Genomic DNA, 26,442 nt, shown 5'->3' with positions numbered 1-26,442 from the left:
TCATGGAGAACAACCAGCCCATTATCGTCAAACGCGTCAAACGCTTTGGCGACGGCCACCACGGTGGCGCCTGGAAGATTGCCTTCGCCGACTTCGCTACGGCGATGATGGCGTTCTTCCTGGTGCTCTGGCTGCTGTCGACGGCCACACCGGAACAGAAGCTCGCCATTGCCGGCTACTTCAAGGACCCAATAGGTTTTACCGAAAGCGGCACGCCCTACATTATTGACCTGGGGGGCTCGCCACAGCTCGCGCCGGAAAAGACCATCAACCCGGAAGTGAAGTCCGAGCCGACCCCGGATACCCATATCCAGCTGGATCAGGACAAGGTTGAAAGCCTGGCTGAGCAGGTCGAGCGCGAGCGTCTCGAGCTGCTCCTGCAAGAATTGCAGAACAAGGTCGAAGAAAACCCGCAGCTGCAGAAGTTCAAGGACCAGATCCTCTTCGAAATTACTCAGGATGGCCTGCGAATCCAGATCATGGATGCCGAGAACCGGCCAATGTTTGACCTGGGCAGCGCCCGCTTGCAGCCGTACTTCGAAGATATCCTGCTGGCGATGGCCGATACCATCAAGGCAGTGCCGAACAAGATCAGTATCAGTGGCCATACCGATGCCAAGCCTTACGCTGGCACCGGTGACTTCGGTAACTGGGAGCTGTCGGCTAACCGTGCCAACGCGGCGCGCCGCGCCCTGGTTGCCGGTGGCTATCCGGATACCCAGGTTGCCCGGGTGGTCGGCTACGCCTCGTCATCGCTGTTTGACCGGGCGAACCCGCTCAACCCGGTCAACCGGCGCATCGACATTATTGTCCTGACCAAGAAGGCCCAGCGTACCCTTGAAGGTGAGCAGCCAGCCGCGCCTGAGGGTGCGGTGCCAGAGGTCAATGCGCCGGTTCCTGCGCCTGCGGCCCCGGCCCCCGAGGTCGAGCCGATGCAGCCGCGCGAGCTTCGCCAGAAGCTGAACATCTTCGAGGATGGCGTATTGAAGATGGATGAGAGCAAGGAGTAATTCCGTGCTCTGATCACAACGCCCGTGTGCAGCGATGCTCACGGGCGTTGTGCTTTGTGGGAGGGCTCAGAAGCCGCGGCGGATCTTGGCCTTCAGGTCGGCGTGAAAAAAAGCGGCGTTCAGGCGATTGGTCGCGTCGGCGCCAGCCTCTTCTTTGGTGAGCGAGCGCTTGAACGTCTGTTCGTCATGGTAGGCAAGTACGAACAGGTCGATATGCTTGCGTGAGCTCATGATCGGCCATTTGTCCAGGTAGTCAGGCAATGTGCTTTCTGCGCATTGGAACAGTGATACTCGACGATTGCTGAGGGTGGCGGCCCCAAGCTGGAAGGGCACCCACCAGGTATCGGCGTTCTCTTCGGATAGCACGCTGATCAGGTGCGTACAGCTGCTGATGTTGCTACTGACCAGGCCGCTGATATTGTCGCCGGTTCGCCCGGTGTCGCCATCGAACAAGTCCAGGTGGGTAGCAATGCCTTCGAGTTTCAGGCGTTCGCTGATGATGTAGGCATCCAGGCGTTGCGGGTGGCGATAGCTGATAACGACTGGCATCAGGCGGGCCCTCCTGGTGCGCAGGCTGGGTAGCGGGTACCTAAGGATCGAATTGTCATTGTTGATTCCTTTCATACTCAGAGCATGGAGTTGATTCGCTTGGTCGTGGCGAATCTGAAAGGTGACAATCAATGAAAGCTTTTATGACGGCAAGGGATTACCAGCGTTAAAGAAGGGTCCTACTTTGTTTGGTAATTTTTCCTGCGAAGTGGTCTTACAGGACTGAAAAGTGAGGCTCATTGCGAGCCTCACACGGCGTTTCAGTAGCTGTCTTCAGGCAAGCTGGCAATGATCGAGCGATAGCTGTTCATCCGTTGCTGCTGGACACGACCGTCTTCCAGGGCCTTGAGCAGCGCGCAACCGGGCTCGCGATCATGCTTGCAGTCACGGAAGCGGCAGGTGCCAATCAGGTCGTTGAACTCGATGAAGCCGGATTCGACATCGGCACGGCTGACGTGACCCAGGCCGAATTCGCGAATCCCCGGGGAGTCGATCAGTTCGCCGCCACCTGGGAAGTGATACAGGCGCGCGGTCGTGGTGGTATGCGTACCCTGGCCGGACCACTCCGACAGATCGCCGACCCGGGTCTGCACCTCGGGCAACAGACTGTTGACCAGCGAAGACTTGCCGACCCCTGACTGACCGACGAAGACGCTGATATGGCCATCCAGGCGCGCCTGCAGCTGCTGCATGCCATCGCCGTGATGGGCCGAGACTTCCAGTAGCGGATAGCCCAGCTGCCTGTACACCGCCAGCAGCGCGTTGAGTGCCGGGGCGTTCTGTTCGTTGATCAGGTCAGCTTTGTTCAGCAACAGCAGCGGGTGAATGCCGGCGTGTTCGGCGGCTACCAGGTAGCGGTCGATCAGGTTGGCATGCGGTTCCGGTGCCGGGGCGAAGACGATCACGATCAGATCGACGTTGGCCGCTACCGGTTTGAGCTGGCCACGGCTGTCGGGGCGGCACAGCTCAGTGTTGCGCGGCATTTGCGCGACGATCACGCCTATGCCCTGGTTGCCCGCGCGCCACACCACCCGGTCGCCGGTTACCAGCGCTGGCAGGTTGGCGCGCAAGTGGCAACGGAACACCTGGCCGGCGTCTTCGCCGTCTTGGGCCTCGACTTCGACCTGCACGCCAAAGTGGGCGATCACCAGGCCAAGTTGTTCGGGGCCCAGGTCGCCGCCTTCGAGCTCCTTCAGGGTCTGTTGTTCGCGTTTGGCGGCGCGGGCAGCGCGTTCACCCTGGATTTTTTCGATCCGCCAGTTTTGGCGGCGATTGAGCTGGCGTTTGGCCATGAAGGTTCCGTGTTCGGCATGCATTATTAAACGGCGACGAGTTTAGCACGCTCCACTAGGCTAAACTGCGCACCTACCGAGGAGCAGAATCATGCAGAACGCACAGAACCTGATCTGGATCGACCTGGAAATGACCGGGCTGGATCCGGACCACGACGTCATTATCGAAATGGCCACCATCGTTACTGACAGCGATCTCAACACGTTGGCCGAAGGGCCGGTGATTGCCATTCACCACAGTGACGAGGTGCTGGCGCGCATGGACGAGTGGAACACCCGCACCCATGGCGCTTCCGGTCTGACCCAGCGGGTCAAGGACAGCAAGGTCAGCATGGCTGAAGCCGAAGCCCAGACTGTTGCTTTCCTGGAGCTGTGGGTACCGAAAGGCAAGTCGCCGATCTGTGGCAACAGCATCTGCCAGGATCGCCGTTTCCTCTACCGCCACATGCGCGGCCTGGAAAACTACTTCCACTACCGCAACCTCGATGTCTCGACCCTCAAAGAGCTGGCGGCGCGCTGGGCACCCGAAGTGCGCGACAGTTTCAAAAAAGGTGGCACCCACCTGGCGCTGGACGATATTCGCGAGTCGATCAACGAGCTGCGGCATTATCGCGAGCACTTCATCAAGTTCTGATCGCGTAGCTGCACGGTTGTACAGACAATCCGTGCGGCGCCCCCTTTTGGTGCCTGAGGCAACTGGTTAGACTGCGCGCCCCTTTGCACGGATCTGCGCCATGTTGTTGATGCTCTACCTCATTGCAATCACCGCTGAAGCCATGACTGGCGCACTGTCTGCCGGGCGCCGCGGCATGGACTGGTTCGGCGTGGTGTTGATTGCCTGCATCACCGCCCTGGGTGGCGGCTCAGTGCGCGATGTGTTGCTGGGGCATTACCCGCTGACCTGGGTCAAGCACCCGGAGTACTTGGTGCTGACCAGCTTTGCCGCGCTGATGACGATCTTCATCGCACCGTTGATGCGTCACCTGCGCTCCTTGTTCCTGGTGCTCGATGCGCTGGGCCTGGTCGCTTTTACCCTGATTGGCTGCATGACCGCGCTGGAAATGGGCCAAGGCATGCTGGTGGCGTCCATCAGCGGGGTGATTACCGGGGTGTTTGGTGGCATTCTCCGGGATATCTTCTGTAACGATATTCCGCTGATTTTCCGGCGCGAACTGTATGCGAGTGTGTCTTTTGCGGCGGCTTGGTTCTATCTGGGCTGTGTCTACTTCAAGGTGCCCGGCGAGCAGGCGATCCTGCTGACTTTGTTTGGCGGTTTTCTGCTGCGGTTGCTAGCGATTCGTTTCCACTGGGAAATGCCGAAGTTTCATTACAACGACGAGCATTGAGTCGGTAACTGTATCGCGGGGCAAGCCCGCTCCTACCGGGTGGGAGCGGGCTTGCCCCGCGATGAATGTTGCCCCAACGCCCACTTTACATGCTCGCGCACCAGCTCTGACGGATGATCCTGGCGCGCTTTAAGTGCCTCCAGTACCTGGATTGTCGACGGCGCATTCCCCAGCCCCACCGCCAGGTTGCGCAGCCAGCGTTCATAGCCGGCACGCCGCAGCGGCGAGCCTTCGGTACTGTCGAGAAAGGTTTGCTCGTCCCACATGAACAACTCCGCCAATCCTGCGCTGTCGAGGTTGTGCCGGGGCTTGAAGTCATTCTCGGCTGTCGGACGGGCAAAACGGTTCCACGGGCAGACGATCTGGCAGTCGTCGCAGCCGAATACCCGATTGCCAATCAGCGCGCGCAGCTCTTCGGGGATGGCGCTTTTCAACTCGATGGTCAGGTACGAGATGCAGCGCCGGGCGTCGAGCACGTAAGGGCCGACAAAGGCCTGGGTCGGACAGATGTCCAGGCAGGCAGTGCAGCGCCCGCAATGTTCGCTGACTTGGGGAGGGTCGACAGGCAGCGGCAGGTCGACAAACAGTTCGGCCAGAAAGAAGTAGCTGCCAGCCTTGCGGTTGAGTAGCAGGGTATTCTTGCCAATCCAGCCCAGGCCGGCCTGCTCGGCGATGGCTTTCTCCAGCACCGGGGCACTGTCAACAAAGGCGCGAAAGCCGAAGGGGCCGATTTCTTTCTGGATGCGTTCGGCCAGGTGCTGGACGCGTTTGCGAATCAGCTTGTGGTAGTCACGACCCAGGGCGTATCGGGAGATGTAGGCTTTTTCCGGCTGGGCCAATTGCTGGGCCATGCGCGTGTCGCCAGGCAGATAGTCCATGCGCAGGGACACCACGCGCAGGGTGCCGGGCACCAGTTGCTCGGGGTGCGAGCGTTTGCTGCCATGCGCGCCCATGTAGTCCATTTCACCGTGATAGCCCGCTTCCAGCCAACGTTCCAGGTGCTGTTCGTGCTCGGCCAGATCCACCCCGGCGATGCCGACGTGGGCAAAGCCGAGCTCTTTGCCCCAATCCTTGATCGATTGGGCCAGTGCGGGAAGATCGGGGGTGGCAGCAGACATGGGAAATAAGGCAACGCAGACTCAGGTGCGTATAATTCTGCCAGACATCGGAGCCTTTGACCCATGCCTCAGACCAAACACCCTGCAAACCAGGCGAAAATCCTCACCAGTGTCGCCTTGACACCACTCGCACCGCGCCCGCTTGCGGCGCAGAAAGGTGATTTCGGCCATGTCCTGGTGGTTGGCGGCGATCGTGGTACCGGCGGAGCGGTTTTGCTCAGTGCCGAAGCCGCCTTGCGCTGTGGCGCCGGGCTGGTTTCCCTGGCCACGCGCAGCGAGCAGGTGCCTGCGGCCCTGGCGCGGCTGCCAGAGGTGATGTGTCTGGGCGTGCATTCGGCTAACCAGTTGATGACCCCTATCGAGCGTGCTTCGGTGCTGGTGGTCGGCCCCGGCCTCGGCCAGGCGGCCTGGGGGCGTAGCTTGCTGTCGGCAGTTACCAGCGCGCGGTTGCCGCAGGTGTGGGACGCCGATGCCTTGAACCTGCTGGCAAGAGCGCCATTGGCACTGGCGGCCGGCTCAATCATTACCCCGCATCCTGGCGAGGCGGCGCGACTGCTGGGCATTTCTACCGAAGCGGTACAGACGGATCGTGCCGGAGCGGCGCGTAAACTTGCGCGTAAATACGCGGTCATCTGTGTGCTCAAGGGCGCTGGCAGCCTGGTGGCTGATCCGGCGGGTCAGCTTGCCCTGTGCAACCGCGGGCATCCGGCGATGGCCGGCGCGGGCCTGGGCGATGTGCTCAGTGGTGTGCTGGGGGCGCTGTTAGCCCAGGGCATGTCGAGTTGGGATGCCGCCTGCCTGGGCGTCTGGCTACATGCCTGTGCCGGAGAGCGGTTGGGCGCGCACGGTCGGGGGCTGGCGGCCAGTGATCTGGTCCCGGCCATTCGTCATTTATTGGAGGAGCATTCAGCGTGTCAGGTGTAACCCTGTTTTTGGCCGACGAAGAGGCCATGGTCCGCTTCGGCGCCCGTATCGCCGAAGTGACCAAAGGTCACGGCGTGATTTTTCTGGAAGGTGACCTGGGGATGGGTAAAACCACGCTGTCACGGGGTATCATCCGTGGTCTCGGGCACCAGGGGGCAGTGAAAAGCCCTACCTTTACTGTGGTCGAACCCTACGAGATTGGCGAGATCCGCGCCTTCCACTTCGATCTCTACCGCTTGGTCGATCCCGAAGAGCTGGAGTACATCGGTATTCGCGATTATTTCGAGAATGATGCCTTGTGTCTGTTCGAATGGCCCCAAAAGGGGGCGGGTATTTTGCCAAAGCCCGACCTGACCATTACCATAAGCTCCCAGGCGAGCGGTCGTTCGCTCAACCTGTCGCCGCAGGGGGCACGTGGCGAAGCCTGGTGTGCCGCTCTGGCCTTGGAATTCAAATAGAAAATGGGGATAGGTATGCGCATTCGCGCACTGGTTGCGGTCGTAGGATTGCTGCTTACGGCGGTGACTGTTGATGCTTTGGCCGTCACGCAAGTCAAAAGTATGCGTTTGTGGCGAGCGCCGGATAACACACGGCTGGTGTTCGACCTCTCCGGGCCTGTGCAGCACAGTGTCTTCACCCTGACCGCCCCGGATCGCCTGGTTATCGACATCAATGGCGCGACCCTGGCCGCCCCCTTGACCGTGTCGACCTCCAACACCCCGATTACCAGTGTACGCTCGGCCCAGCGCACACCTACCGACCTGCGTGTCGTGGTTGACCTGAGCAAGTCGGTTACCCCCAAGAGTTTCACCTTGGCGCCTAACGCCCAGTATGGCAACCGTTTGGTCGTCGACCTTTTCGACCAGGCCACCGACGCCGTCTCACCACCGCCAACCCCTCCGGTGGCCACTGCTCCAGCTGTGCCGGTGACGCCAGCGCAGCCTGCCATCAAGCTGACCCCTGTGCCCAATGGCAAGCGTGACATCGTTATCGCCATCGATGCCGGTCATGGTGGTGAAGACCCGGGTGCTTCGGGCTCCAGGGGCCAGCATGAGAAAGACATCGTGCTGTCGATCGCCAAAGAGCTGCAGCGTCAGATCAACAGCGAGAAAGGTTTCCGTGCCGAACTGACGCGTACCGGCGACTACTTCATTCCACTGCGCAAGCGTACCGAGATCGCTCGCAAGAAGGGCGCAGACCTGTTCATCTCGATCCACGCCGACGCTGCGCCGTCCAAGGCGGCCTTCGGGGCTTCGGTGTTCGCGCTGTCTGATCGTGGCGCCACTTCGGAAACCGCGCGCTGGCTGGCGGACAGTGAAAACCGCTCGGACCTGATCGGTGGCGCCGGCAACGTCAGCCTCGATGACAAGGACCGCATGCTCGCCGGCGTGCTGCTAGACCTGTCGATGACCGCGTCGCTCAGTTCCAGCCTCAACGTCGGACAGAAGGTGCTGGGTAACATGGGCCGGGTTACGCCGCTGCACAAGCGCCGGGTCGAACAGGCGGGCTTCATGGTGCTCAAGTCGCCGGACATCCCGTCGATCCTGGTGGAAACCGGCTTTATCTCCAACGCCAACGAGGCAGCCAAACTGGCCACCCCGAGCCACCAGCAATCGCTGGCGCGCTCGATTCACAGCGGCGTGCGCCAGTTCTTCCAGCAAAATCCGCCACCAGGCACATACATTGCCTTCCTGCGCGACAGCGGCAAGATCGCTCAGGGGCCGCGCGAACACAGCGTGCGGCCGGGCGAGACGCTGGCGATGATCGCGGTGCGTTATCAGGTCAACGTGGCCAGCCTGCGTTCTGCCAACAACCTCAAGACCGATGAGTTGAAGGTCGGCCAGAGTCTGCATATCCCTACTACCGCCCTGGCGTCCCAGCAATGACCGGTAGTGCGCGGATCGAGCTGCTCAGCCCGCGGCTGGCGAACCAGATCGCTGCCGGTGAGGTGGTCGAGCGCCCGGCGTCGGTAATCAAGGAATTGCTGGAGAACAGCCTGGACTCCGGTGCCCGGCGCATCGACGTGGAAGTCGAGCAGGGCGGCGTGAAATTGCTACGGGTACGCGATGATGGCGGCGGTATCGCTGCCGATGACCTGCCTCTGGCCTTGGCTCGTCACGCCACCAGCAAGATTCGCGACCTGGAAGACCTCGAACGGGTCATGAGCCTGGGTTTCCGTGGTGAGGCGTTGGCGTCGATCAGCTCGGTCGCGCGCCTGACCCTGACCTCGCGAACCCGCGACGCCGAGCAGGCCTGGCAGGTGGAAACCGAAGGCCGCGACATGGCCCCCCGGGTGCAACCGGCAGCGCATCCGGTTGGCACCTCGGTAGAAGTGCGTGACCTGTTCTTCAATACCCCGGCCCGGCGCAAGTTTCTCAAGACCGAGAAAACCGAATTCGATCACCTGCAGGAAGTAATCCGGCGCCTGGCGCTGGCGCGCTTTGATGTGGGCTTTCACTTGCGTCACAACGGCAAGAGCATTCTCAGCCTGCACGAAGCCCAGGATGACACCGCTCGTGCCCGCCGCGTGGCGGCGATCTGCGGCCCGGGCTTTCTTGAGCAGGCGTTGCCGATCGAAGTCGAGCGCAACGGTTTGCACCTGTGGGGCTGGGTAGGCTTGCCAACCTTCTCGCGCAGCCAGGCCGATTTGCAGTACTTCTTCGTCAACGGCCGTGCGGTGCGCGATAAGCTGGTTGCCCACGCGGTACGCCAGGCTTATCGCGATGTACTGTTCAACGGTCGGCACCCGACCTTCGTGCTGTTCTTCGAAGTCGACCCCACTGGTGTCGACGTCAACGTGCACCCGACCAAGCATGAAGTGCGCTTTCGCGATGGGCGCATGGTTCATGACTTCCTTTATGGCACCTTGCATCGGGCCTTGGCCGATGTGCGTCCGGAAGATCAACTGGCCGCGCCCGCCGCGACCAGCGAAATCATCCGCCCCAGTGGTATCCAGGCGGGCGAATTTGGCCCTCAGGGCGAAATGCGCCTGGCCGCCAACCTGCTCGAACAGCCGGTGGCCGAGCCGGGTGTGCGCCCCATGGGCAACGGCAGTGGTAGCGGTGGCGGATACCAGTATCAGTACAGCCCGCGCCCGGCCCAGGCAGTTCCGGCTGCCGAGGCGCAGAGTGTCTACCGTGAATTCTTTGCCCCATTGAACGAGGCGGCGCCCGCCACACTGCCCGACGGTCAAGGCGATATCCCGCCACTGGGCTATGCCCTGGCGCAGCTCAAGGGTATTTATATCCTTGCCGAGAATGCCGTGGGTCTGGTGCTGGTAGACATGCACGCAGCCCATGAGCGCATCATGTATGAGCGCCTGAAAGTGGCCATGGCCAGTGAAGGGCTTAGCGGCCAACCGCTGCTGGTGCCAGAGTCCCTGGCGCTGAGCCAGCGTGAGGCCGATTGCGCTGAAGAGCATGCCCAATGGTTCCAGCGCCTGGGCTTCGAATTGCAGCGCCTGGGCCCGGAAAGTCTGGCGATCCGCCAGATCCCGGCACTGCTCAAGCAGGCCGAAGCCAACCGCCTGGTTCAGGATGTGCTGGCCGACTTGATGGAGTACGGCACCAGCGACCGGATTCAGGCGCACTTGAACGAACTGCTCGGCACCATGGCGTGCCACGGCGCCATTCGCGCCAACCGGCGCCTGGCGCTGGCAGAAATGAACGGCCTGCTGCGCGACATGGAAAACACCGAGCGCAGTGGTCAATGCAACCATGGCCGACCGACCTGGACCCAGCTGGGCCTGGACGATCTGGACAAACTGTTCCTGCGCGGTCGATAAAATGAGTGGCAACCCCCCCGCGATATTCCTGATGGGCCCGACCGCGGCGGGCAAGACCGATCTGGCTATCGAGCTGACCAAGGTCTTGCCTTGCGAGTTGATCAGTGTCGATTCGGCGCTGGTCTATCGAGGCATGGATATCGGCACCGCCAAGCCCTCTAAAGAAGTACTGGCGGCCCATCCACATCGCTTGATCGATATTCTCGACCCGGCCCAAAGCTATTCGGCTGCCGATTTTCGTCGTGACGCGCTGCAGGCCATGGCCGATATCACCGCGCGCGGCAAAATACCGCTGCTGGTCGGTGGCACCATGCTTTACTACAAGGCCCTGCTCGAAGGCCTGGCTGACATGCCCGCGGCCGACCCGCAGGTGCGTGCCGAACTCGAAGAAGAGGCCGAACGCCTCGGACTGCAAGGGCTGCACCAGCAGTTGGCGGCGGTTGACCCGGAGTCGGCGGCGAGAATTCACCCCAATGACCCCCAGCGCCTGATTCGCGCGCTCGAGGTTTATCGGGTCAGCGGCCTGACAATGACAGCTCATCGCCAGCGTCAATCCGCGGAAAGTAGCGCCGCAGGCCCTTTGGCGGCGGGTCATTTGCCCTATACTGTCGCCAGCCTGGCCATTGCGCCAAACGATCGTCAGCTGTTGCACGAGCGAATTGCGCTACGATTTGGGCAAATGCTGGAACAGGGCTTCGTTGACGAGGTCCGATTGCTGCGGGCCAGAAGTGACTTGCATGCGGGACTGCCGTCTATACGGGCGGTTGGTTATCGCCAGGTCTGGGATCATCTTGATGGCAAGTTAACATCGGTTGAAATGCGGGAGCGCGGCATTATTGCCACTCGCCAATTGGCGAAACGGCAATTCACCTGGTTGCGTAGTTGGGCTGACCTGCATTGGTTGGACAGCCTGGCTTGCGACAATCTGTCTCGCACCTTGAAATACCTGGGATCGGTCTCCATATTGAGCTGAGTCCTTGCAATTGCCGTCTATCCTTGGGGTGGGGCGGCTTGAGCCATCAGTTTTTCTTTGATTTTTTTACTATTGATCCTTACAGGAGTGCGGCATATGTCAAAAGGGCATTCGCTACAAGACCCTTACTTGAATACTTTGAGAAAAGAAAAAGTTGGGGTTTCGATCTATCTGGTGAACGGCATCAAGCTGCAAGGCACGATCGAATCCTTCGACCAGTTCGTGATCCTGCTGAAAAACACCGTCAGCCAGATGGTTTACAAGCACGCCATCTCGACAGTGGTTCCTGTGCGTCCGATCCGTCTGCCAAGTGCATCCGAATCCGAGCATGGCGACGCTGAGCCAGGTAACGCCTGATAGGAGTCTGCTTTGTTCTTTGAGCGCCACGGTGGTGGTGAACGGGCGGTCCTCGTTCACTTGGAAGGTCAGAACCCTGAGGCGCGCGAAGATCCGCAGGAGTTTCGGGAGCTGGCACTGTCGGCTGGGGCCGATATAGTCGCGTTCGCCAATGTGGCGCGACATCAGCCCAGCGCCAAATACCTGATTGGCAGTGGCAAGGTCGAGGAGTTGCGCGACCTGGTCAGCGCCGAGCAGGTAGATCTGGTGATTTTCAATCACACCCTCACCCCCAGTCAGGAACGTAACCTCGAACGAGTCTTCGAGTGTCGCGTGCTTGACCGCACCGGTCTGATTCTCGATATCTTCGCCCAGCGGGCGCGTACCCATGAAGGCAAGCTGCAGGTCGAACTGGCCCAGCTTGAGTACATGAGCACGCGGCTGGTACGCGGCTGGACACACCTTGAGCGGCAAAAAGGTGGTATCGGTCTGCGCGGTCCGGGTGAAACCCAGCTGGAAACCGACCGGCGCCTGTTGCGGGTGCGTCTGCGCCAGATCAAGGCGCGTCTGGAAAAGGTCCGCAGCCAACGCGAGCAGGCTCGCCGCGGGCGTAAGCGGGCAGATATCCCGTCGGTGTCCCTGGTCGGCTATACCAACGCCGGCAAATCGACCCTGTTCAATGCCCTGACCCAATCCGAGGTCTACGCGGCCGACCAGTTGTTTGCGACTCTCGACCCGACCCTGCGCCGGCTTGAGCTCGACGACGTCGGGCCGATCGTGCTGGCCGATACCGTGGGTTTCATTCGCCACCTGCCACACAAGCTGGTCGAAGCTTTTCGGGCTACGCTCGAAGAGTCGAGCAACTCTGATCTGTTGCTGCATGTGATCGACGCTCATGAGCCTGATCGGATGGAGCAGATCGAGCAGGTCATGGCGGTGTTGGGGGAGATTGGTGCAGAAGGCTTGCCGATCCTCGAGGTCTATAACAAACTCGACCTGCTTGACGGTGTCGAGCCGCAGATTCAGCGCGATGCCGACGGCAAGCCGCAGCGGGTCTGGGTCTCGGCGCGTGATGGGCGCGGCCTGGAACTGGTGGGGCAGGCAGTCGCCGAGTTGCTGGGGGATGACCTGTTTATCGGAACCTTGCGCCTTGAGCAGCGATTTGCGCGATTGCGCGCGCAGTTCTTTGCGTTGGGCGCAGTGCAGGGCGAAGAGCACGACGATGAAGGCAGCAGTCTTCTGGCCATTCGGGTGTCGCGGGTCGAGTTCAATCGCCTGGTCACTCGCGAAGGCTTGAAGCCAGCGGAGTTCATCGAGCAACACACTTTGCAATAAAAGCCCGACGACGCGGTCGGGCAGCCGTGACAGGCATTCTGTAGCATTGGACGGCGCGCCGTGGGTGCGTCTTTGCTTTATCAGATGGAGAGCGCTATGGCTTGGAATGAGCCGGGTGGCAACTCGAACAATCAGGATCCGTGGGGCGGGCGCCGTGGTGGCGACAAGAAAGGGCCGCCGGATCTCGACGAGGCCTTCCGCAAGCTGCAGGACAGCCTGAACGGCATGTTCGGCAGTGGCAAAAAACGCGGCGGTGACAACGGCATCGGCAAGGGCGGGGGCTTCGGCCTGCTCGGCATCGGGCTGGCCGTGCTGGCAGCTATCTGGCTGTACAGCGCCGTGTATGTGGTCGACGAACAGGAGCAGGCAGTAGTGCTGCGCTTCGGCAAATACTACGAAACCGTAGGGCCGGGCCTGAACATCTACTTCCCGCCGATCGATCGCAAGTACATGGAAAACGTCACGCGTGAGCGTGCCTATACCAAACAGGGGCAGATGCTCACCGAAGACGAGAACATCGTCGAAGTGCCGCTGACCGTGCAGTACAAGATCACCAACCTGCAGGATTTCGTGCTGAACGTCGATCAGCCTGAAGTCAGCCTGCAGCATGCGACCGACAGCGCCCTGCGCCATGTGGTGGGTTCCACCGCCATGGACAAGGTACTGACCGAAGGTCGTGAGCAGATGGCCGTGGAAATCAAGGAGCGCCTGCAGCGTTTCCTCGATACCTACCGTACCGGTATCACCGTTACCCAGGTCAACGTACAGAGCGCGGCAGCCCCGCGTGAAGTGCAGGAAGCCTTCGACGACGTGATCCGTGCCCGTGAAGACGAGCAGCGTGCCCGTAACCAGGCCGAGTCCTACGCCAATGGCGTGGTGCCGGAAGCCCGTGGTCAGGCCCAGCGGATCATCGAGGACGCCAATGGTTACCGCGACGAAGTCGTCTCGCGTGCCAAGGGTGAGGCTGATCGTTTCACCAAGCTGGTCGCCGAGTACCGCAAGGCCCCTGAAGTGACCCGTCAGCGCCTGTACCTGGACACCATGCAGGAAGTCTACAGCAACACCAGCAAGGTCCTGGTTTCCGGCAAGGATGGCCAGAGCAATCTGCTGTACCTGCCGCTGGACAAGATGGTTGAAGGCAGCCGTACCAGCAGTGCCCCTGTCAGCGTCCCGGCTTCGGCCAACGACGCGGCCAATCGCGCGGCGGCGGAGCTGCAACAGCAGCAAACACAGTTGCGTTCTAGGGAGAGCCGCTGATGAGCAATAAATCGCTGATCGCCCTGATCGTTGGCGTGGTGCTGGCGATCGTGGCCTGGAACAGCTTCTACATCGTGGCCCAGACCGAACGTGCGGTGCTGCTGCAATTTGGTCGTGTGGTTCAGGCCGATGTTCAGCCTGGTCTGCATGTGAAGATTCCTTACGTCAACCAGGTGCGCAAGTTCGACGCTCGCCTGATGACTCTGGACGCACCGACCCAGCGCTTCCTGACCCTGGAAAAGAAAGCGGTGATGGTTGATGCCTACGCCAAATGGCGGGTCAAGGATGCCGAGCGTTTCTACACCGCGACTTCGGGCCTCAAGCAGATTGCCGACGAGCGTCTGTCGCGTCGTCTGGAAAGCGGCCTGCGTGACCAGTTCGGTAAGCGCACCTTGCACGAAGTGGTCTCCGGTGAGCGTGACGCACTGATGGCTGACATCACTGCCTCGCTCAATCGCATGGCCAGCAAGGAGCTGGGCATCGAAGTGGTCGACGTTCGCGTCAAGGCCATCGACCTGCCGAAAGAAGTGAACCGCAGCGTGTTCGAGCGTATGAGCACCGAGCGTGAGCGTGAAGCCCGTGAGCACCGCGCCAAGGGTAACGAGCTGGCCGAAGGTATTCGTGCCGACGCCGACCGTCAGCGCCGTGTGCTGCTGGCTGAAGCCTATCGGGAATCGGAAGAAACCCGTGGTGATGGTGATGCCCAGGCGGCGGCGATCTATGCCAAGGCCTATGGTCAGGACCAGGACTTCTACGCCTTCTACCGTAGTCTCAAGGCCTACCGCGAGAGCTTTGCCAACAAGAGCGATATATTGGTGCTCGATCCGGATAGCGATTTCTTCCGCTTTATGGACAAAGCCAAGCCGTAAGGTTGCACCCCGTCGGGCGGTTAAAACGCCTGGCGGGGTGATCCTGTGAGAAAACGGGTGTATGATGCGGCAGCCGGGAAATTCCCGGCTTTTTTGCGTCTGCAAGATCGAACGGCCGCAAGCGGTCTCCGGTCTACAGAGCAGCCCAAGGTATTTGAGGGTATCGGCACGGCGGTTGCGCTGGAATCAGTGCTGCGCGTCATAGTTTGGCGATACCTGCTTCACTCAAGGCAAGCCTGCGGGCAGGCCGCCCGGACCAAAGGGGAAATGGCGTAATGGCAACGGTAGACCGCTGGCTGCTGCCAGATGGCATCGAAGAAGTACTGCCACCTGAGGCGGCGCGCATCGAAATCGCGCGTCGTCAGGTGTTGGATCTGTTCCAGAGCTGGGGTTACGAGTTCGTCGTCACCCCGCATATCGAGTACCTGGAATCGCTGCTCACCGGTGCCGGCCAGGACCTGGATCTGCGCACGTTCAAGGTCATTGACCCGCAGTCGGGGCGGCAGATGGGCTTTCGTGCCGATATCACCCCGCAGGTCGCGCGTATCGATGCGCACACCCTGCGTCGTGAGGGGCCGAGCCGCCTGTGCTACGCCGGTAGCGTGCTGCATGCTTTGCCACGGGCGCTGTCGACTTCGCGCAGCCCGATCCAGCTCGGTGCTGAGCTGTATGGCGACGCCAGCCCGGTCAGCGACGTCGAGGTAATCAGCCTGATGCTGGCCATGCTGCAACTGGCCGACGTGCCGGATGTGCACATGGACCTCGGTCATGTCGGCATTTACCGCGGCCTGGCCCGTGCGGCCGGTTTGTCTGGTGCGGTTGAGCAGCAGCTGTTTGATGCCCTGCAGCGCAAGGCCATCGATGAAGTGATCGAGCTGACCGCCAACCTGCCGGCGGATCTTGCCGCGATGCTGCGTTCGCTGACCGAGCTGTGCGGTGGTCGTGAAGTGCTGGCCGAGGCGCGCGTGCGTCTGGGGCGTGCGCCGGCTGCGGTGCTGGCAGCCCTGGATGACCTGATGGCGATCGCCGAGCGACTGGCGACGCGTTATCCCGAGCTGCCGCTGTATTTCGACCTGGGCGAGCTGCGCGGTTATCACTACCACACCGGTGTAGTGTTTGCCGTCTTCGTCCCGGGCGTTGGTCAGTCGATCGCCCAGGGCGGTCGTTACGATGACATCGGAGCGGACTTTGGCCGGGCGCGCCCGGCCACCGGTTTCTCCACGGATTTGAAGACCCTGGTCACACTGGGGCGGGCCGAGGTTGTATTGCCGTCTGGCGGGATCTGGATGCCCGACAGCAGCGATGCAGCACTCTGGCAGTTGGTCTGCCAATTGCGCAGTGAAGGTCAGCGAGTGGTTCAGGCGTTGCCTGGGCAGCCATTGACTGCCGCCATCGAGGCGGATTGCGATCGGCAATTGATTCAGCAAAACGGGCTTTGGCAGGTACTGCCGCTGGCCATTTGAGATTCCCCGCCGGTACGAGCCGGCGCCAAGTTTGCGCGAATGAGGACAAGTGTTATGGGTAAGAATGTCGTAGTCCTGGGCACCCAGTGGGGTGATGAGGGCAAAGGCAAGATCGTTGATCTGCTGACCGAACATGCTGCCGCCGTAGTGCGCTACCAAGGTGGCCACAACGCGGGTCACACCCTGGTGATCGACGGTGAGAAAACCGTGCTGCACCTGATCCCGTCTGGCGTGCTGCGCGAAGGCGTACAGTGCCTGATCGGCAACGGCGTGGTGGTTGCCCCGGACGCCCTGCTGCGTGAAATCAACAAGCTGGAAGAGAAGGGTGTTCCGGTGCGCGAGCGCCTGCGTATCAGCCCGTCCTGCCCGCTGATCCTGTCCTACCACGTTGCCCTGGACCAGGCTCGTGAAAAAGCCCGTGGCGAGCAGAAGATCGGCACCACCGGTCGTGGTATCGGTCCGGCTTACGAAGACAAGGTTGCCCGTCGCGGCCTGCGCATCGGTGACCTGTTCCACCGCGAGCGTTTCGCCGCCAAGCTCGGCGAGCTGCTGGACTACCACAACTTCGTGCTGGTCAATTACTACAAAGAGCCTGCAATCGACTTCCAGAAAACCCTGGACGAGTGCATGGAGTACGCCGAGCTGCTCAAGCCGATGATGCTCGACGTCACTGCCGAGCTGCATAACCTGCGTCGCGCCGGCAAGGACATCATGTTCGAAGGTGCCCAGGGTTCGCTGCTGGACATCGACCACGGCACCTACCCGTACGTCACCAGCTCCAACACCACCGCTGGCGGCATCGCTACCGGTTCGGGCGTTGGTCCTATGTACCTGGACTACATCCTGGGTATCACCAAGGCTTACACCACGCGCGTTGGCTCGGGTCCGTTCCCGACCGAACTGTTCGACGACGTCGGTGCCTTCCTGGCCAAGCGCGGCCACGAGTTCGGTGCTACCACCGGTCGTGCCCGTCGTTGCGGCTGGTTCGATGCCGTGATCCTGCGTCGCGCTATCGACGTCAACAGCATCTCGGGCCTGTGCCTGACCAAGCTGGACGTGCTCGACGGTCTGGAAACCATCCGTATCTGCGTTGGCTACAAGAACGAGAACGGTGCTGTTATCGACGCGCCAACCGACGCTGACAGCTACATCGGCCTGGAGCCGGTGTACGAAGAAATGCCGGGCTGGAGCGAGTCGACCCTGGGTGCCAAGACCCTGGAAGAACTGCCGGCCAACGCCCGTGCCTACATCAAGCGTGTGGAAGAACTGGTCGGTGCGCCGATCGACATCATCTCCACCGGCCCGGACCGCAACGAGACCATCGTTCTGCGTCACCCGTTCGCCTGATTCGCGATTGATGTAAAAGCAAAGGCCCCTGCATAGGGGCCTTTGTCGTTTCTGTCTGCTGTTCGGCACAACCTTTGCTGTAAGAATCACTTTCGGGTTGCCATCATATTAATGGCCCCAGTAGTAGAGGGTTCTCACGTGTCTGCCGTTCTCTCACTGTTACGAAGCCGCCTGTTGCGGCCGGTCTTTGTTGCCCTTGGTATCGCTCTTTTGGTGCAGGTGCTGGTCGCGGTCGCGCTGACCCGGAGCACGGTCACCACACTTGAGGCTGATTTGGGCAAACGATTGGGTGCCGATAGCCAGAAACTGTCCGCCGAACTTGAGCAGGCCGGGCAGGAGGTCAGTGCCGGGCTCGACAGCCTGTCCGCCAGTACCCGTCAGCGTCTGACCGCTGGGCTCTCGACTCGTCTGCAGGACGAACAGGTCCAGTTGCGGGCGACCCTGGAGAAAAACCTCAAGGACTCGGCCAACGATATGGCTGAACTGCTGGCCTCGGTTGCCCCGCGGGCCATGTGGGACAACGATGTGCCGACCCTGTCCGAGTTCTCCCGGCGTGCCCAGCGCAACCCCAATGTGCTGTTTGTGGTGTACGACGATGCCCAAGGTCAGCACTTGACCCGCTACCTGAACCGGCAGAATCCGATCAACCAGGCCTTGCTTGGAAAGGGTAAGGGCGAGCGGGCGCTGGACAAGGTTCTGGATGCCGCACGCAATGATCCCTCGGTGTACTTCGTTGAAGCGCCGATCAGCCCTAACGGCGTCGAGATCGGCAAGGTGCTGATGGGCGTTTCCACCGCGACTGTGGATGCCGAGCTGCTCGCCCTCGACAAGCGCTTCTCGGCCTTGATCTCCAGTGGTGATCAGTTGGTTGGCGAGAGCCTGGTGGGCGCCGCAGCTGACAGTAACAAGGCCCTGCGCGCGCGCCTGGAAGCCGCACAGGCCAGTGCTGCGGGCATGCAGGCCAACACCTCGCAGAGTGTCCAGGAGGCCGCGGCAACGCTGCGCTGGAATATCGGCGTAGGCTTGGCGCTGGTCGGGCTCGGCGTGCTGCTGGTGGTGGCCGTGGTGCTGGGGCGGCGGGTGGTTAACAAGCTGCGCCTGTTGATCGCTGCGCTCAACGATCTGGCGGCGGGTGAGGGTGACCTGACCAAGCGCGTGACCATCGATAGCCGCGACGAGATTGGTGATATGGCGGCTGCCGTAAACCAGTTTGTCGACAAGTTGCAGCCAATCGTCCGGGAGGCGGGCGAGGTGGCTCAGCGTACGGGTGTCGAGATTGGCGTCATGGCCCAGCGCAATGCCGGCGCCGATGCTGCGGCCGAACTGCAGCGTGATGAGGTGGCGGCCAGCCTGCGCGATTTGTCGACCATGGCTGATGAAGCCCAGGCCGAGAGTCACGCCATGCAGTCGGCCTTGCAGCAAGTAGTGGATATTCGCCAGGCCACCGATGAGAACAGTCGTACCTCGACCCAGGTGGCCAAGCTCATTGAAGAGCTGGCCGGGCAAGTTGAAACCGGTTCGAAAGTCATCGAGCGCCTGGCTCAGCAAAGCGAGCAGATCGAGGTGGTGCTGACGGTGATTCACGGTATCGCCGAGCAGACCAACCTGTTGGCGCTCAATGCCGCGATCGAAGCAGCGCGGGCGGGTGAGACCGGGCGTGGCTTTGCGGTGGTCGCAGATGAGGTGCGAGCCTTGGCAAGCAAGACCCAGAGTTCAACCGGCGATATCCAGGCGCATATCGGTGCGCTGCAGCAAGGGGCGAAGGAAGCGGTGGCGGCGATCAGTCAAGCCGGGCGTCAGGCCAGCGAAGGTTTGCTGGTGCTGCGCGACAATGCGCGCTTGCAGCAGTCGGTGCAGGCCTCGGTTGAGCAGGTGCATGCGGCCATAGGCCTGGCCACCCGCGCGGCTGAGCAACAGGCGCAAGGGGCTCAGGCTGTGCGTGGACGAGTGCAGACTATTCATGTCCAGGCCGAGCGCGCTGCAGAGGTGGTCATGCAGACCACTGCCAGTAGCAAGGTGCTTGATGATTTGGCGGCACAGCTCAAAGCTAGCCTCGGACAGTTCCGCGCCTGAAAGCAATCGCGGGGCAAGCCCGCTCCCACAGACGTTCACTGTGGGAGCGGGCTTGCCCCGCGATGCTTTTTCACAGAGCCTCAAGCGCGGTTCAGATACATCCGCGTAGTCAGCAGATACACCGGTAACCCCGACACCAGAATCAGCAGTGCTGCATAAGGCGCCGCCGCCGCGAACTCGACGTTAGCGGTGTGCGCCCAGACTTCAGTGGCCAAGGTGGTCATACCGGTCGGGCTGAGCAGCAGGGTTGCGGTCAGTTCCTTCATGGCATCGAGAAACACCAGGGCAAATGCCGCCGCCAGGGCTGGGAAGATAATCGGCAGGGTGACTCTGCAGAACGCCGTGAACTGTGTCGCTCCAAGGGTGCGCGCCGCTTCTTCAAGCTGCGGTGCCGCCTTGTTCAGTGCTGTGCGTACCGGCGCCTGGGCCAGTGGCAGAAACAGCAGGGCATAGGCCAGCAGCAACAATCCGCTGGTCTGGTACAGCGCTGGCACGTAGTGCAAAGCGAAATACACCAGGGTCAAGGCGATCACCAGGCCGGGCAGGGCGTGCAACAAGTAGGGCAAGCGCTCGGCCCAGATCGCCAGGCGGCCTTTATAGCGTACCACCAGGAAGCTGACCGGCAGCGCCAACAGCAAGCTCAAGCCCGCGCCCCCCAGCGACAGTGACAGCGACGAGAACAGTGCACGGCTGATGTCGGCAACCGGGAAGGCTGCGGACGAGCCGACGCTCAACCAGTAACCGAGCATGCCCAGTGGAATGCCGCTGCCCAGCAGTGCCAGGATCAGGCAATACAGTTGCCCAGCTGGCATCCAGGCACGCAGGCGGATCGGCGCGCCGCGTCGCGCCACGCCCTGGCCAATGCGTACATGCCGGGCCTTGCCGCGTACGCGTAGTTCAAACCAGAGCATCAGCAGGCACATGAACAGCAATACCGCCGACAGCATCGCCGCGTTGGCGTTGCTGAATTCCAGTTCGAACTGCTGGTAGATTGCCGTGGTGAACGTCTGCAGGCCGAGGATCGACAGGGCGCCGAACTCCACCAGCATGTGCAGGGCAATCAGCAGGCTGCCGCCGAGAATCGATGGCCAGAGCAGCGGCAGGGTGATTCTGAAGAACACGCCCCAGCGATTTTGTCCCAGGGTGCGCGCCGACTCTTCCAGCGAGGTGTCGAGGTTGCGCAGGGTCGCGGCCACCGGCAGGAACACCAGCGGATACTTGGACAGGCTCATCACCAGGATGGCGCCGCCCAGGCCTTCGAAGCGCGGGCTCAGCGACACCCAGGTAAAGCCGCTGACGAAAGCCGGTACGGCGAAGGGCAGGCACAGAATCACGCCCCATAGACGCCGCCCTGGCAGATCGCTGCGCTCCAGCAGCCAGGCCAGCGACACGCCAAGGGCCATGCAGGCCAGGGTGACGCCGGTCATCAGCATCAGGGTGTTGCGCATCAGGCCCCAGACAAACGGGCGCCAGAGCAGGTGCAAGGCTTCCCGCAGACCGGCTTCCCAGGCTTTCAGGGCCACGTAAAGCAGGGGGAGCAGGCTCAGGCCGACCAGCAACAGGACCGGTAGCACGACCCAGGTCGAAGGTCGCTTGCGCTTGGGGACGTAGCGGCTAGTCAACACCGGTGCGGGTTCGACTGCGCTCATCAGAGCAGGCCAACTTCGCGTTCGAGTTCCAGGGCTTCTTCGGCGTTACCCAGGTCGGCTGGGCTGATTTTCGGTGGGCGCAGGTCTTCGAACGGCTTCAGGCCCTGGTCGGAAACCATGCCTTTGTGCAGTGGGTACTCGGCGGTGGTCTGGGTAATCACGCGCTGACCTTCTTCGCTGGCCATCCAGGCCAGAAGGGCCTGGGCCTCTTCCGGGTGTTTGCTGGCCTTCACGGCAGCGGCGCCGGAAATGGTCATCAAGCCGCCGACATCGCCGTCAGCCAGGTAGTAGAGTTTCGAATCCAGCTGGTCGCGTTCTTTTTTCAGGGCGTACCAGTAGTAGTTGTTGACCAGCACCGCCGCCACTTCACCATTTTCCACGGCCTTGAGGGCTACCATGTTGTTGGTGTAGGTCTTGCCGAAGGCCTTAAGGCCCGTCAGCCACTCTTCGGCGGCGTCGCGGCCGTGCAGTTTGAGGATGGCCACGGCCTGCTCCTGGAAGGCGCCACTGGTAGGCACGAAGCCAATCTTGCCTTCCCATTCGGGATCGGCGAAGTCCATGACCGAGGGCGGCAGGTCTTTCTCGTCGATTACCTTGGGGTTGAACGCCACCACCCGAGTGCGTGCAGTCACACCCATCCAGGTGCCGTTGGCTGCCACAAATTCCTTGGGTAGCACCTGCAGAGTCGAATCGTCGATTTTGGCCAGCAGGCCGAGTTCGCCCAGGTTGTTCAGCGGTGGCGACTCTTCGGTGTAGATGACATCGGCAGGCGAGCGCTCGCCTTCTTCGATGATCTGGCTGGCCAGCTGGTTGCTGCTGCCCTTGCGAATATTGATGTGGATGCCGGTCTTGGCCTCGTAGGCCTTGGCGATGGCTTCACCGATTTCCTTGTGCTGGCCGTTGTACAAGGTCAGTGAAACAGGGTCGGCAGCCATGGCGGCGGAAGCGCCGAGCAGCATGGTCAAAAGAGAAACGGCCAGGCCGCGCAATAGGGGGGCATTGCGGAACGTCATGCGGGTACTTCCTCGCTTGCGGCTACATATCTGGAAACAATGATAAACGATATCGCTTCTCAAATGCCTGGATGAGGGGAATTTCATGAGCAGGCTATCGGTTGTTTCGAAGCGGCAAGGAAGAAAATGGGGGGGTTAGAAACGAAAAAACCCGCTTTCGCGGGTTTGATCTGAATTGGTGCCCAGAAGAAGACTCGAACTTCCACGACCGTAAGGTCACCAGCACCTGAAGCTGGCGTGTCTACCAATTTCACCATCTGGGCAAAATGAAGCGGTGTAGCTTGTAACGAAAACAGTGTAGCGTGTCACAGTAAATCTCAGAAGCGCGGGGCAGTTCTAAGATTTGAAATTGGTGCCCAGAAGAAGACTCGAACTTCCACGACCGTAAGGTCACCAGCACCTGAAGCTGGCGTGTCTACCAATTTCACCATCTGGGCATTTCGCTGAGGTCAAATGATGCTTCACATCAGGTTGCATCTCAACTATAACGACGGTGTCCGTCGTTGTGGTGCGCACTATACGGATGCCTCTGAGCGCTGTAAAGCCCCGTTCAGAAAAAATCTTAAAAAATTCAAGTCGTTGTTCCTTATGATGGTTTTGGCAGCATCCAGGGGGCTCTGACAGGGCTGTCCAAGCCTGAAATTTCCGGTTTCAATACGCCTATGCCAAACTAACCCTTATATAGACAAGGTGAACCCCTCCTAATGGCCGATTGGCAGACCCTCGATCCCGAGGCCGCTCGTGAAGCGGAAAAATACGAAAACCCTATTCCTAGCCGTGAGCTGATCCTGCAGCGTCTGGACGAGCGCGGCTCGCCGGCTGCCCGTGAGCAACTGGTCGAAGAGTTCGGTCTTACCACCGAAGACCAGATCGAAGCCCTGCGCCGCCGCCTGCGCGCGATGGAGCGTGACGGTCAGCTGATCTATACCCGGCGCGGCACCTATGCCCCGGTAGACAAGCTCGACCTGATCCTCGGCCGCATCGCCGGCCACCGCGACGGCTTCGGTTTCCTGATCCCGGATGACGGCAGCGACGACCTGTTCCTCAGCCCGGCACAAATGCGCCTGGTGTTCGATGGCGACCGTGCCCTGGCCCGCGTCTCCGGCCTGGATCGCCGCGGCCGCCGTGAAGGCGTGGTGGTCGAAGTGATCTCGCGTGCCCACGAAAGCATCGTTGGCCGCTACTTCGAAGAAGGCGGTATCGGCTTCGTCACCCCGGACAACCCCAAGGTTCAGCAGGAAGTGCTGATTACTCCGGGGCGTAACGGTGGAGCGAAGATCGGTCAGTTCGTCGAGGTGAAGATCACCCACTGGCCGACCCCGCGCTTCCAGCCTCAGGGCGATGTCACTGAAGTGATCGGCAACTACATGGCGCCGGGCATGGAAATCGACGTTGCCCTGCGCAGCTACGACATTCCCCACGTCTGGCCAGAAGCCGTGATCAAGGAAGCGCGCAAGCTCAAGCCGGAAGTCGAAGAGAAGGACAAAGAGCATCGCGTCGACCTGCGCCATCTGCCGTTCGTTACCATCGACGGCGAAGATGCCCGCGACTTCGACGATGCGGTGTACTGCGAGAGCCTGGGCAAGCTACGCCTGTTTTCCGGTGGCTGGCGCCTGTACGTGGCGATCGCCGACGTTTCCAGTTATGTGCGCTTGGGCTCGGCCCTGGATGCCGAAGCTCAGGTGCGTGGCAACTCGGTGTACTTCCCCGAGCGCGTCATTCCGATGCTGCCTGAAGAACTCTCCAACGGCCTGTGCTCGCTGAACCCGCACGTCGACCGCCTGGCGATGGTCTGTGAAATGACCATCAACAAGTCCGGGCAAATGGTCGATTACCAGTTCTACGAAGCGGTGATCCACTCCCACGCGCGCCTGACCTACAACAAGGTCAGCAGCATGCTCGAGCATGCCCGTACCCGCGAAGGCAAAGCCCTGCGCGAGCAGTACAGCGAAGTGGTGCCGGACCTCAAGCAGCTGTATGCGCTGTACAAGGTGCTGTTGGCGGCCCGCCATACCCGTGGCGCGATCGACTTCGAAACTCAGGAAACCCGGATCATCTTCGGTTCCGAGCGCAAGATCGCTGAAATTCGGCCAACCATACGCAATGATGCGCACAAGCTGATCGAGGAATGCATGCTGGCGGCCAACGTGGCCACCGCCGAGTTCCTCAAGAAACACGAAATTCCGGCCCTGTATCGGGTTCACGACGGTCCGCCGCCGGAGCGTCTGGAAAAACTGCGCGCCTTCCTCGGTGAGCTGGGGCTGTCGCTGCACAAAGGCAAAGACGGTCCGTCGCCGAAGGATTATCAGGCGCTGCTGGCAGGCATCGCCGGTCGTCCGGACTTCCACCTGATCCAGACCGTGATGCTGCGTTCCTTGAGTCAGGCGGTGTACAGCGCCGACAACAACGGCCACTTCGGTTTGAATTACGAGGCGTACACCCACTTCACCTCGCCGATTCGCCGTTACCCGGACCTGCTGACCCACCGGGCGATCCGCAGCGTGATCCGTTCGCGTCAGGAAACCCCGCACGTCAAGCGCGCCGGTGCCATGAGCATCCCCAAGGCACGCATCTACCCGTACGACGAGCCGACCCTGGAACAGCTTGGCGAGCAATGCTCGATGAGCGAGCGGCGGGCCGACGAGGCCACCCGTGACGTGGTCAACTGGCTCAAGTGCGAGTACATGAAAGACCGCGTTGGCGAGAGCTTCCCGGGTGTGATCACTGCGGTGACTGGTTTTGGCCTGTTCGTCGAGCTGACCGACATCTACGTCGAAGGCATGGTGCATGTCAGCGCCTTGCCGGGCGATTACTACCACTTCGACCCTGTGCATCATCGCCTGGCCGGTGAGCGCACCGGTCGCAGCTTCCGCCTGGGTGACACGGTTGAAGTGCGGGTAATGCGCGTCGACCTCGAGCAGCGCAAGATCGACTTCGAGATGGCCGAGAACACACTGAAGGCGCCGATTGGTCGCAAGCAGCGGTCTGAAGGCGTGCGTCCGCAAGACGGTAAGTCTGTTCCGGTGCTCGACAAGGCTGAAGTGACCAAGGCCGAGCCTGCGCGCCGCAGCAAGAAGAACGAAACCGCCGAAGCTTACTTCCCCTCACATGCTGCGGCGAAAAACGCCGAAGTGCGCAAAAGCCGGGAAATGAAGAAGGCACTGATGTCCGATGCCAAGCACGCCAGCGGCAAGCCAGCCTCCAAAGGCGGCAAGTCGTCGGAGAAGCCGAGCAAGCATCGAAAGGGGCCGCCAAAAGCGGGCTCTGGATCACGTAAACCCAAGGCCAAGTCATGAGTCAGTTGGAAAAAATCTACGGCGTCCACGCCGTAGAAGCCCTGTTGCGTCACCACCCCAAGCGGGTCAAACAGATCTGGTTGTCGGAGGGGCGTAGCGAGCCGCGCCTGCAGTCGCTGCTGGAGCTGGCGGCACAGAACCGGGTGGCAGTCGGCCAGGCCGAACGTCGCGAGATGGACGCCTGGGTTGAGGGCGTGCACCAGGGCGTGGTGGCTGAGGTCAGCCCGAGCCAGGTATGGGGCGAGGCGATGCTCGAAGAGTTGCTTGATCGTACCGAAGGCGCGCCGCTGATTCTGGTGCTCGACGGTGTAACCGATCCGCACAACCTCGGCGCCTGCCTGCGCACCGCCGATGCTGCCGGTGCCTTGGCGGTGATCGTGCCCAAGGACAAGTCGGCAACCCTGACTCCGGCGGTGCGCAAGGTTGCCTGCGGTGCTGCCGAAGTGATCCCGCTGGTGGCGGTGACCAACCTGGCGCGCACACTGGAGAAGCTCCAGCAACGTGGCCTGTGGGTTGTCGGTACCGCTGGCGAGGCCGAGCAGGAGCTGTACCAGCAAGACCTGACCGGGCCGACCATCCTGATCATGGGTGCTGAAGGCAAAGGCATGCGTCGCCTGACCCGTGAGCACTGTGATTTTCTGGTCAAGCTGCCGATGGCCGGTAGCGTCAGTAGCCTGAACGTGTCGGTGGCGACCGGAGTGTGTCTGTTCGAGGCCGTTCGTCAGCGCCAGGCCAAAGCCAAAACCTGACCCCTGCACCTGCAGGAGCGGATGAATCAGCTCCTGCAGGGTTGCTCAATAATTCACCA

General features: G+C 61.3%; 22 protein-coding genes and 2 tRNA genes. 17 read left to right on the top strand and 7 right to left on the bottom strand.

The features are described 5' to 3' along the window. The first annotated feature begins 2 nt into the window (after positions 1 to 2). Positions 3 to 1,010 (top strand): flagellar motor protein MotB, encoded by a 1,008-nt coding sequence (gene motB / locus C6382_RS09345; RefSeq protein WP_107024215.1) that lies wholly within the window; start codon positions 3 to 5, stop codon positions 1,008 to 1,010. Positions 1,011 to 1,076: 66 nt separating this feature from the next. Here the strand turns inward: motB and C6382_RS09340 are convergent, their stop codons facing one another. Together C6382_RS09340 and rsgA are read right to left on the bottom strand one after the other, a co-directional pair. Next, the gene (locus tag C6382_RS09340; protein ID WP_107024214.1) at positions 1,077 to 1,559 is read right to left on the bottom strand and encodes a TIR domain-containing protein; all 483 of its coding nucleotides are present in this window, start codon (positions 1,557 to 1,559) and stop codon (positions 1,077 to 1,079) included. 260 nt (positions 1,560 to 1,819) lie between these two features. Next, on the bottom strand, positions 1,820 to 2,851 hold the full coding sequence (gene rsgA / locus C6382_RS09335; protein ID WP_107024300.1) for a small ribosomal subunit biogenesis GTPase RsgA: 1,032 nt from the start codon (positions 2,849 to 2,851) through the stop codon (positions 1,820 to 1,822). 91 nt (positions 2,852 to 2,942) lie between these two features. On the opposite strand from rsgA, the gene orn reads away from it, so the two are divergent. Further along, complete coding sequence (gene orn / locus C6382_RS09330; RefSeq protein WP_107024213.1) at positions 2,943 to 3,485, top strand: oligoribonuclease; 543 nt, start codon at positions 2,943 to 2,945, stop codon at positions 3,483 to 3,485. Positions 3,486 to 3,585: 100 nt separating this feature from the next. Continuing rightward, positions 3,586 to 4,197, top strand: a complete 612-nt coding sequence (locus C6382_RS09325) for a trimeric intracellular cation channel family protein (protein WP_028945669.1) — start codon at positions 3,586 to 3,588, stop codon at positions 4,195 to 4,197. Positions 4,198 to 4,229: 32 nt separating this feature from the next. Here C6382_RS09325 and queG read toward each other — a convergent pair whose 3' ends face one another. Beyond that, the gene (gene queG, locus C6382_RS09320) at positions 4,230 to 5,315 is read right to left on the bottom strand and encodes a tRNA epoxyqueuosine(34) reductase QueG (protein ID WP_107024212.1); all 1,086 of its coding nucleotides are present in this window, start codon (positions 5,313 to 5,315) and stop codon (positions 4,230 to 4,232) included. A gap of 63 nt (positions 5,316 to 5,378) precedes the next feature. On the opposite strand from queG, the gene C6382_RS09315 reads away from it, so the two are divergent. The 12 genes from C6382_RS09315 (at position 5,379) to C6382_RS09260 (ending at position 19,676) form a co-directional block, all read left to right on the top strand. Further along, positions 5,379 to 6,239: an NAD(P)H-hydrate dehydratase gene (locus tag C6382_RS09315; protein ID WP_107024211.1), complete on the top strand. Its 861-nt coding sequence runs from the start codon at positions 5,379 to 5,381 to the stop codon at positions 6,237 to 6,239. Beyond that, on the top strand, positions 6,227 to 6,697 hold the full coding sequence (tsaE, locus tag C6382_RS09310; RefSeq protein WP_107024210.1) for a tRNA (adenosine(37)-N6)-threonylcarbamoyltransferase complex ATPase subunit type 1 TsaE: 471 nt from the start codon (positions 6,227 to 6,229) through the stop codon (positions 6,695 to 6,697). Before C6382_RS09315 ends, tsaE begins: the two co-directional genes overlap by 13 nt. Before the next feature lie 3 nt (positions 6,698 to 6,700). Then, positions 6,701 to 8,125 (top strand): N-acetylmuramoyl-L-alanine amidase, encoded by a 1,425-nt coding sequence (locus tag C6382_RS09305; protein ID WP_218276250.1) that lies wholly within the window; start codon positions 6,701 to 6,703, stop codon positions 8,123 to 8,125. Further along, the gene (mutL, locus tag C6382_RS09300; RefSeq protein ID WP_107024208.1) at positions 8,122 to 10,023 is read left to right on the top strand and encodes a DNA mismatch repair endonuclease MutL; all 1,902 of its coding nucleotides are present in this window, start codon (positions 8,122 to 8,124) and stop codon (positions 10,021 to 10,023) included. Before C6382_RS09305 ends, mutL begins: the two co-directional genes overlap by 4 nt. A 1-nt stretch (position 10,024) precedes the next feature. Further along, positions 10,025 to 10,996 (top strand): tRNA (adenosine(37)-N6)-dimethylallyltransferase MiaA, encoded by a 972-nt coding sequence (gene miaA / locus C6382_RS09295; protein WP_107024207.1) that lies wholly within the window; start codon positions 10,025 to 10,027, stop codon positions 10,994 to 10,996. 96 nt (positions 10,997 to 11,092) lie between these two features. Continuing rightward, on the top strand, positions 11,093 to 11,353 hold the full coding sequence (gene hfq, locus C6382_RS09290) for an RNA chaperone Hfq (protein ID WP_028945676.1): 261 nt from the start codon (positions 11,093 to 11,095) through the stop codon (positions 11,351 to 11,353). A gap of 12 nt (positions 11,354 to 11,365) precedes the next feature. Next, the gene (hflX, locus tag C6382_RS09285) at positions 11,366 to 12,667 is read left to right on the top strand and encodes a ribosome rescue GTPase HflX (protein ID WP_107024206.1); all 1,302 of its coding nucleotides are present in this window, start codon (positions 11,366 to 11,368) and stop codon (positions 12,665 to 12,667) included. A gap of 96 nt (positions 12,668 to 12,763) precedes the next feature. Next, positions 12,764 to 13,924, top strand: a complete 1,161-nt coding sequence (hflK, locus tag C6382_RS09280) for an FtsH protease activity modulator HflK (protein ID WP_107024205.1) — start codon at positions 12,764 to 12,766, stop codon at positions 13,922 to 13,924. Then, positions 13,924 to 14,793, top strand: coding sequence for a protease modulator HflC (gene hflC, locus C6382_RS09275; protein WP_107024204.1), 870 nt, complete (start codon positions 13,924 to 13,926; stop codon positions 14,791 to 14,793). Before hflK ends, hflC begins: the two co-directional genes overlap by 1 nt. A 275-nt stretch (positions 14,794 to 15,068) precedes the next feature. After that, the gene (locus C6382_RS09270) at positions 15,069 to 16,256 is read left to right on the top strand and encodes an ATP phosphoribosyltransferase regulatory subunit (protein ID WP_107024203.1); all 1,188 of its coding nucleotides are present in this window, start codon (positions 15,069 to 15,071) and stop codon (positions 16,254 to 16,256) included. Between the two features lie 54 nt (positions 16,257 to 16,310). Next, positions 16,311 to 17,603 (top strand): adenylosuccinate synthase, encoded by a 1,293-nt coding sequence (locus tag C6382_RS09265; protein ID WP_107024202.1) that lies wholly within the window; start codon positions 16,311 to 16,313, stop codon positions 17,601 to 17,603. Positions 17,604 to 17,741: 138 nt separating this feature from the next. After that, positions 17,742 to 19,676, top strand: coding sequence for a methyl-accepting chemotaxis protein (locus C6382_RS09260; RefSeq protein WP_107024201.1), 1,935 nt, complete (start codon positions 17,742 to 17,744; stop codon positions 19,674 to 19,676). Positions 19,677 to 19,756: 80 nt separating this feature from the next. On the opposite strand, the gene C6382_RS09255 is transcribed toward C6382_RS09260, so the two are convergent. The 4 genes from C6382_RS09255 to C6382_RS09240 all read right to left on the bottom strand — a co-directional run bounded on the left by C6382_RS09255 (position 19,757) and on the right by C6382_RS09240 (position 22,775). Then, positions 19,757 to 21,325 carry an iron ABC transporter permease gene (locus C6382_RS09255; RefSeq protein ID WP_107024200.1) on the bottom strand — a complete coding sequence of 523 codons (1,569 nt, stop codon included), beginning with the start codon at positions 21,323 to 21,325 and terminating at the stop codon, positions 19,757 to 19,759. Continuing rightward, a complete protein-coding gene (locus tag C6382_RS09250; RefSeq protein WP_107024199.1) occupies positions 21,325 to 22,338 on the bottom strand; it encodes an extracellular solute-binding protein in 1,014 nt (337 codons plus the stop codon). The genes C6382_RS09255 and C6382_RS09250 overlap by 1 nt, the downstream gene beginning before the upstream one ends. A 176-nt stretch (positions 22,339 to 22,514) precedes the next feature. Next, positions 22,515 to 22,601, bottom strand: a tRNA-Leu gene (locus C6382_RS09245). Positions 22,602 to 22,688: 87 nt separating this feature from the next. Continuing rightward, positions 22,689 to 22,775 (bottom strand) — tRNA-Leu (locus C6382_RS09240). A gap of 267 nt (positions 22,776 to 23,042) precedes the next feature. On the opposite strand from C6382_RS09240, the gene rnr reads away from it, so the two are divergent. Together rnr and rlmB are read left to right on the top strand one after the other, a co-directional pair. Then, positions 23,043 to 25,634, top strand: a complete 2,592-nt coding sequence (gene rnr, locus C6382_RS09235; protein WP_107024198.1) for a ribonuclease R — start codon at positions 23,043 to 23,045, stop codon at positions 25,632 to 25,634. Next, positions 25,631 to 26,383, top strand: a complete 753-nt coding sequence (gene rlmB / locus C6382_RS09230; RefSeq protein WP_107024197.1) for a 23S rRNA (guanosine(2251)-2'-O)-methyltransferase RlmB — start codon at positions 25,631 to 25,633, stop codon at positions 26,381 to 26,383. Before rnr ends, rlmB begins: the two co-directional genes overlap by 4 nt. Positions 26,384 to 26,442 lie beyond the last annotated feature (59 nt).

The organism is Pseudomonas sp. BBP2017 (assembly GCF_003024385.1).
Taxonomy (GTDB): Bacteria; Pseudomonadota; Gammaproteobacteria; order Pseudomonadales; family Pseudomonadaceae; genus Aquipseudomonas.
The sequence above is the reverse complement of the archived record's forward strand: the minus strand, read 5'-3'. Positions and strand labels throughout refer to the sequence as shown.

What these genes read in the sequence shown, in the direction of transcription:
- hflC (WP_107024204.1), top strand. Translation starts at nt 13,924, where the DNA reads ATGAGCAATAAATCGCTGATCGCCCTGATCGTTGGCGTGGTGCTGGCG.
- queG (WP_107024212.1), bottom strand. Translation starts at nt 5,315, where the DNA reads ATGTCTGCTGCCACCCCCGATCTTCCCGCACTGGCCCAATCGATCAAG.
- C6382_RS09255 (WP_107024200.1), bottom strand. Translation starts at nt 21,325, where the DNA reads ATGAGCGCAGTCGAACCCGCACCGGTGTTGACTAGCCGCTACGTCCCC.
- rnr (WP_107024198.1), top strand. Translation starts at nt 23,043, where the DNA reads ATGGCCGATTGGCAGACCCTCGATCCCGAGGCCGCTCGTGAAGCGGAA.
- hflK (WP_107024205.1), top strand. Translation starts at nt 12,764, where the DNA reads ATGGCTTGGAATGAGCCGGGTGGCAACTCGAACAATCAGGATCCGTGG.
- rlmB (WP_107024197.1), top strand. Translation starts at nt 25,631, where the DNA reads ATGAGTCAGTTGGAAAAAATCTACGGCGTCCACGCCGTAGAAGCCCTG.
- C6382_RS09325 (WP_028945669.1), top strand. Translation starts at nt 3,586, where the DNA reads ATGTTGTTGATGCTCTACCTCATTGCAATCACCGCTGAAGCCATGACT.
- orn (WP_107024213.1), top strand. Translation starts at nt 2,943, where the DNA reads ATGCAGAACGCACAGAACCTGATCTGGATCGACCTGGAAATGACCGGG.
- hfq (WP_028945676.1), top strand. Translation starts at nt 11,093, where the DNA reads ATGTCAAAAGGGCATTCGCTACAAGACCCTTACTTGAATACTTTGAGA.
- C6382_RS09340 (WP_107024214.1), bottom strand. Translation starts at nt 1,559, where the DNA reads ATGCCAGTCGTTATCAGCTATCGCCACCCGCAACGCCTGGATGCCTAC.
- rsgA (WP_107024300.1), bottom strand. Translation starts at nt 2,851, where the DNA reads ATGGCCAAACGCCAGCTCAATCGCCGCCAAAACTGGCGGATCGAAAAA.
- C6382_RS09315 (WP_107024211.1), top strand. Translation starts at nt 5,379, where the DNA reads ATGCCTCAGACCAAACACCCTGCAAACCAGGCGAAAATCCTCACCAGT.
- motB (WP_107024215.1), top strand. Translation starts at nt 3, where the DNA reads ATGGAGAACAACCAGCCCATTATCGTCAAACGCGTCAAACGCTTTGGC.
- C6382_RS09250 (WP_107024199.1), bottom strand. Translation starts at nt 22,338, where the DNA reads ATGACGTTCCGCAATGCCCCCCTATTGCGCGGCCTGGCCGTTTCTCTT.
- mutL (WP_107024208.1), top strand. Translation starts at nt 8,122, where the DNA reads ATGACCGGTAGTGCGCGGATCGAGCTGCTCAGCCCGCGGCTGGCGAAC.
- C6382_RS09305 (WP_218276250.1), top strand. Translation starts at nt 6,701, where the DNA reads ATGGGGATAGGTATGCGCATTCGCGCACTGGTTGCGGTCGTAGGATTG.
- miaA (WP_107024207.1), top strand. Translation starts at nt 10,025, where the DNA reads ATGAGTGGCAACCCCCCCGCGATATTCCTGATGGGCCCGACCGCGGCG.
- C6382_RS09270 (WP_107024203.1), top strand. Translation starts at nt 15,069, where the DNA reads ATGGCAACGGTAGACCGCTGGCTGCTGCCAGATGGCATCGAAGAAGTA.
- C6382_RS09265 (WP_107024202.1), top strand. Translation starts at nt 16,311, where the DNA reads ATGGGTAAGAATGTCGTAGTCCTGGGCACCCAGTGGGGTGATGAGGGC.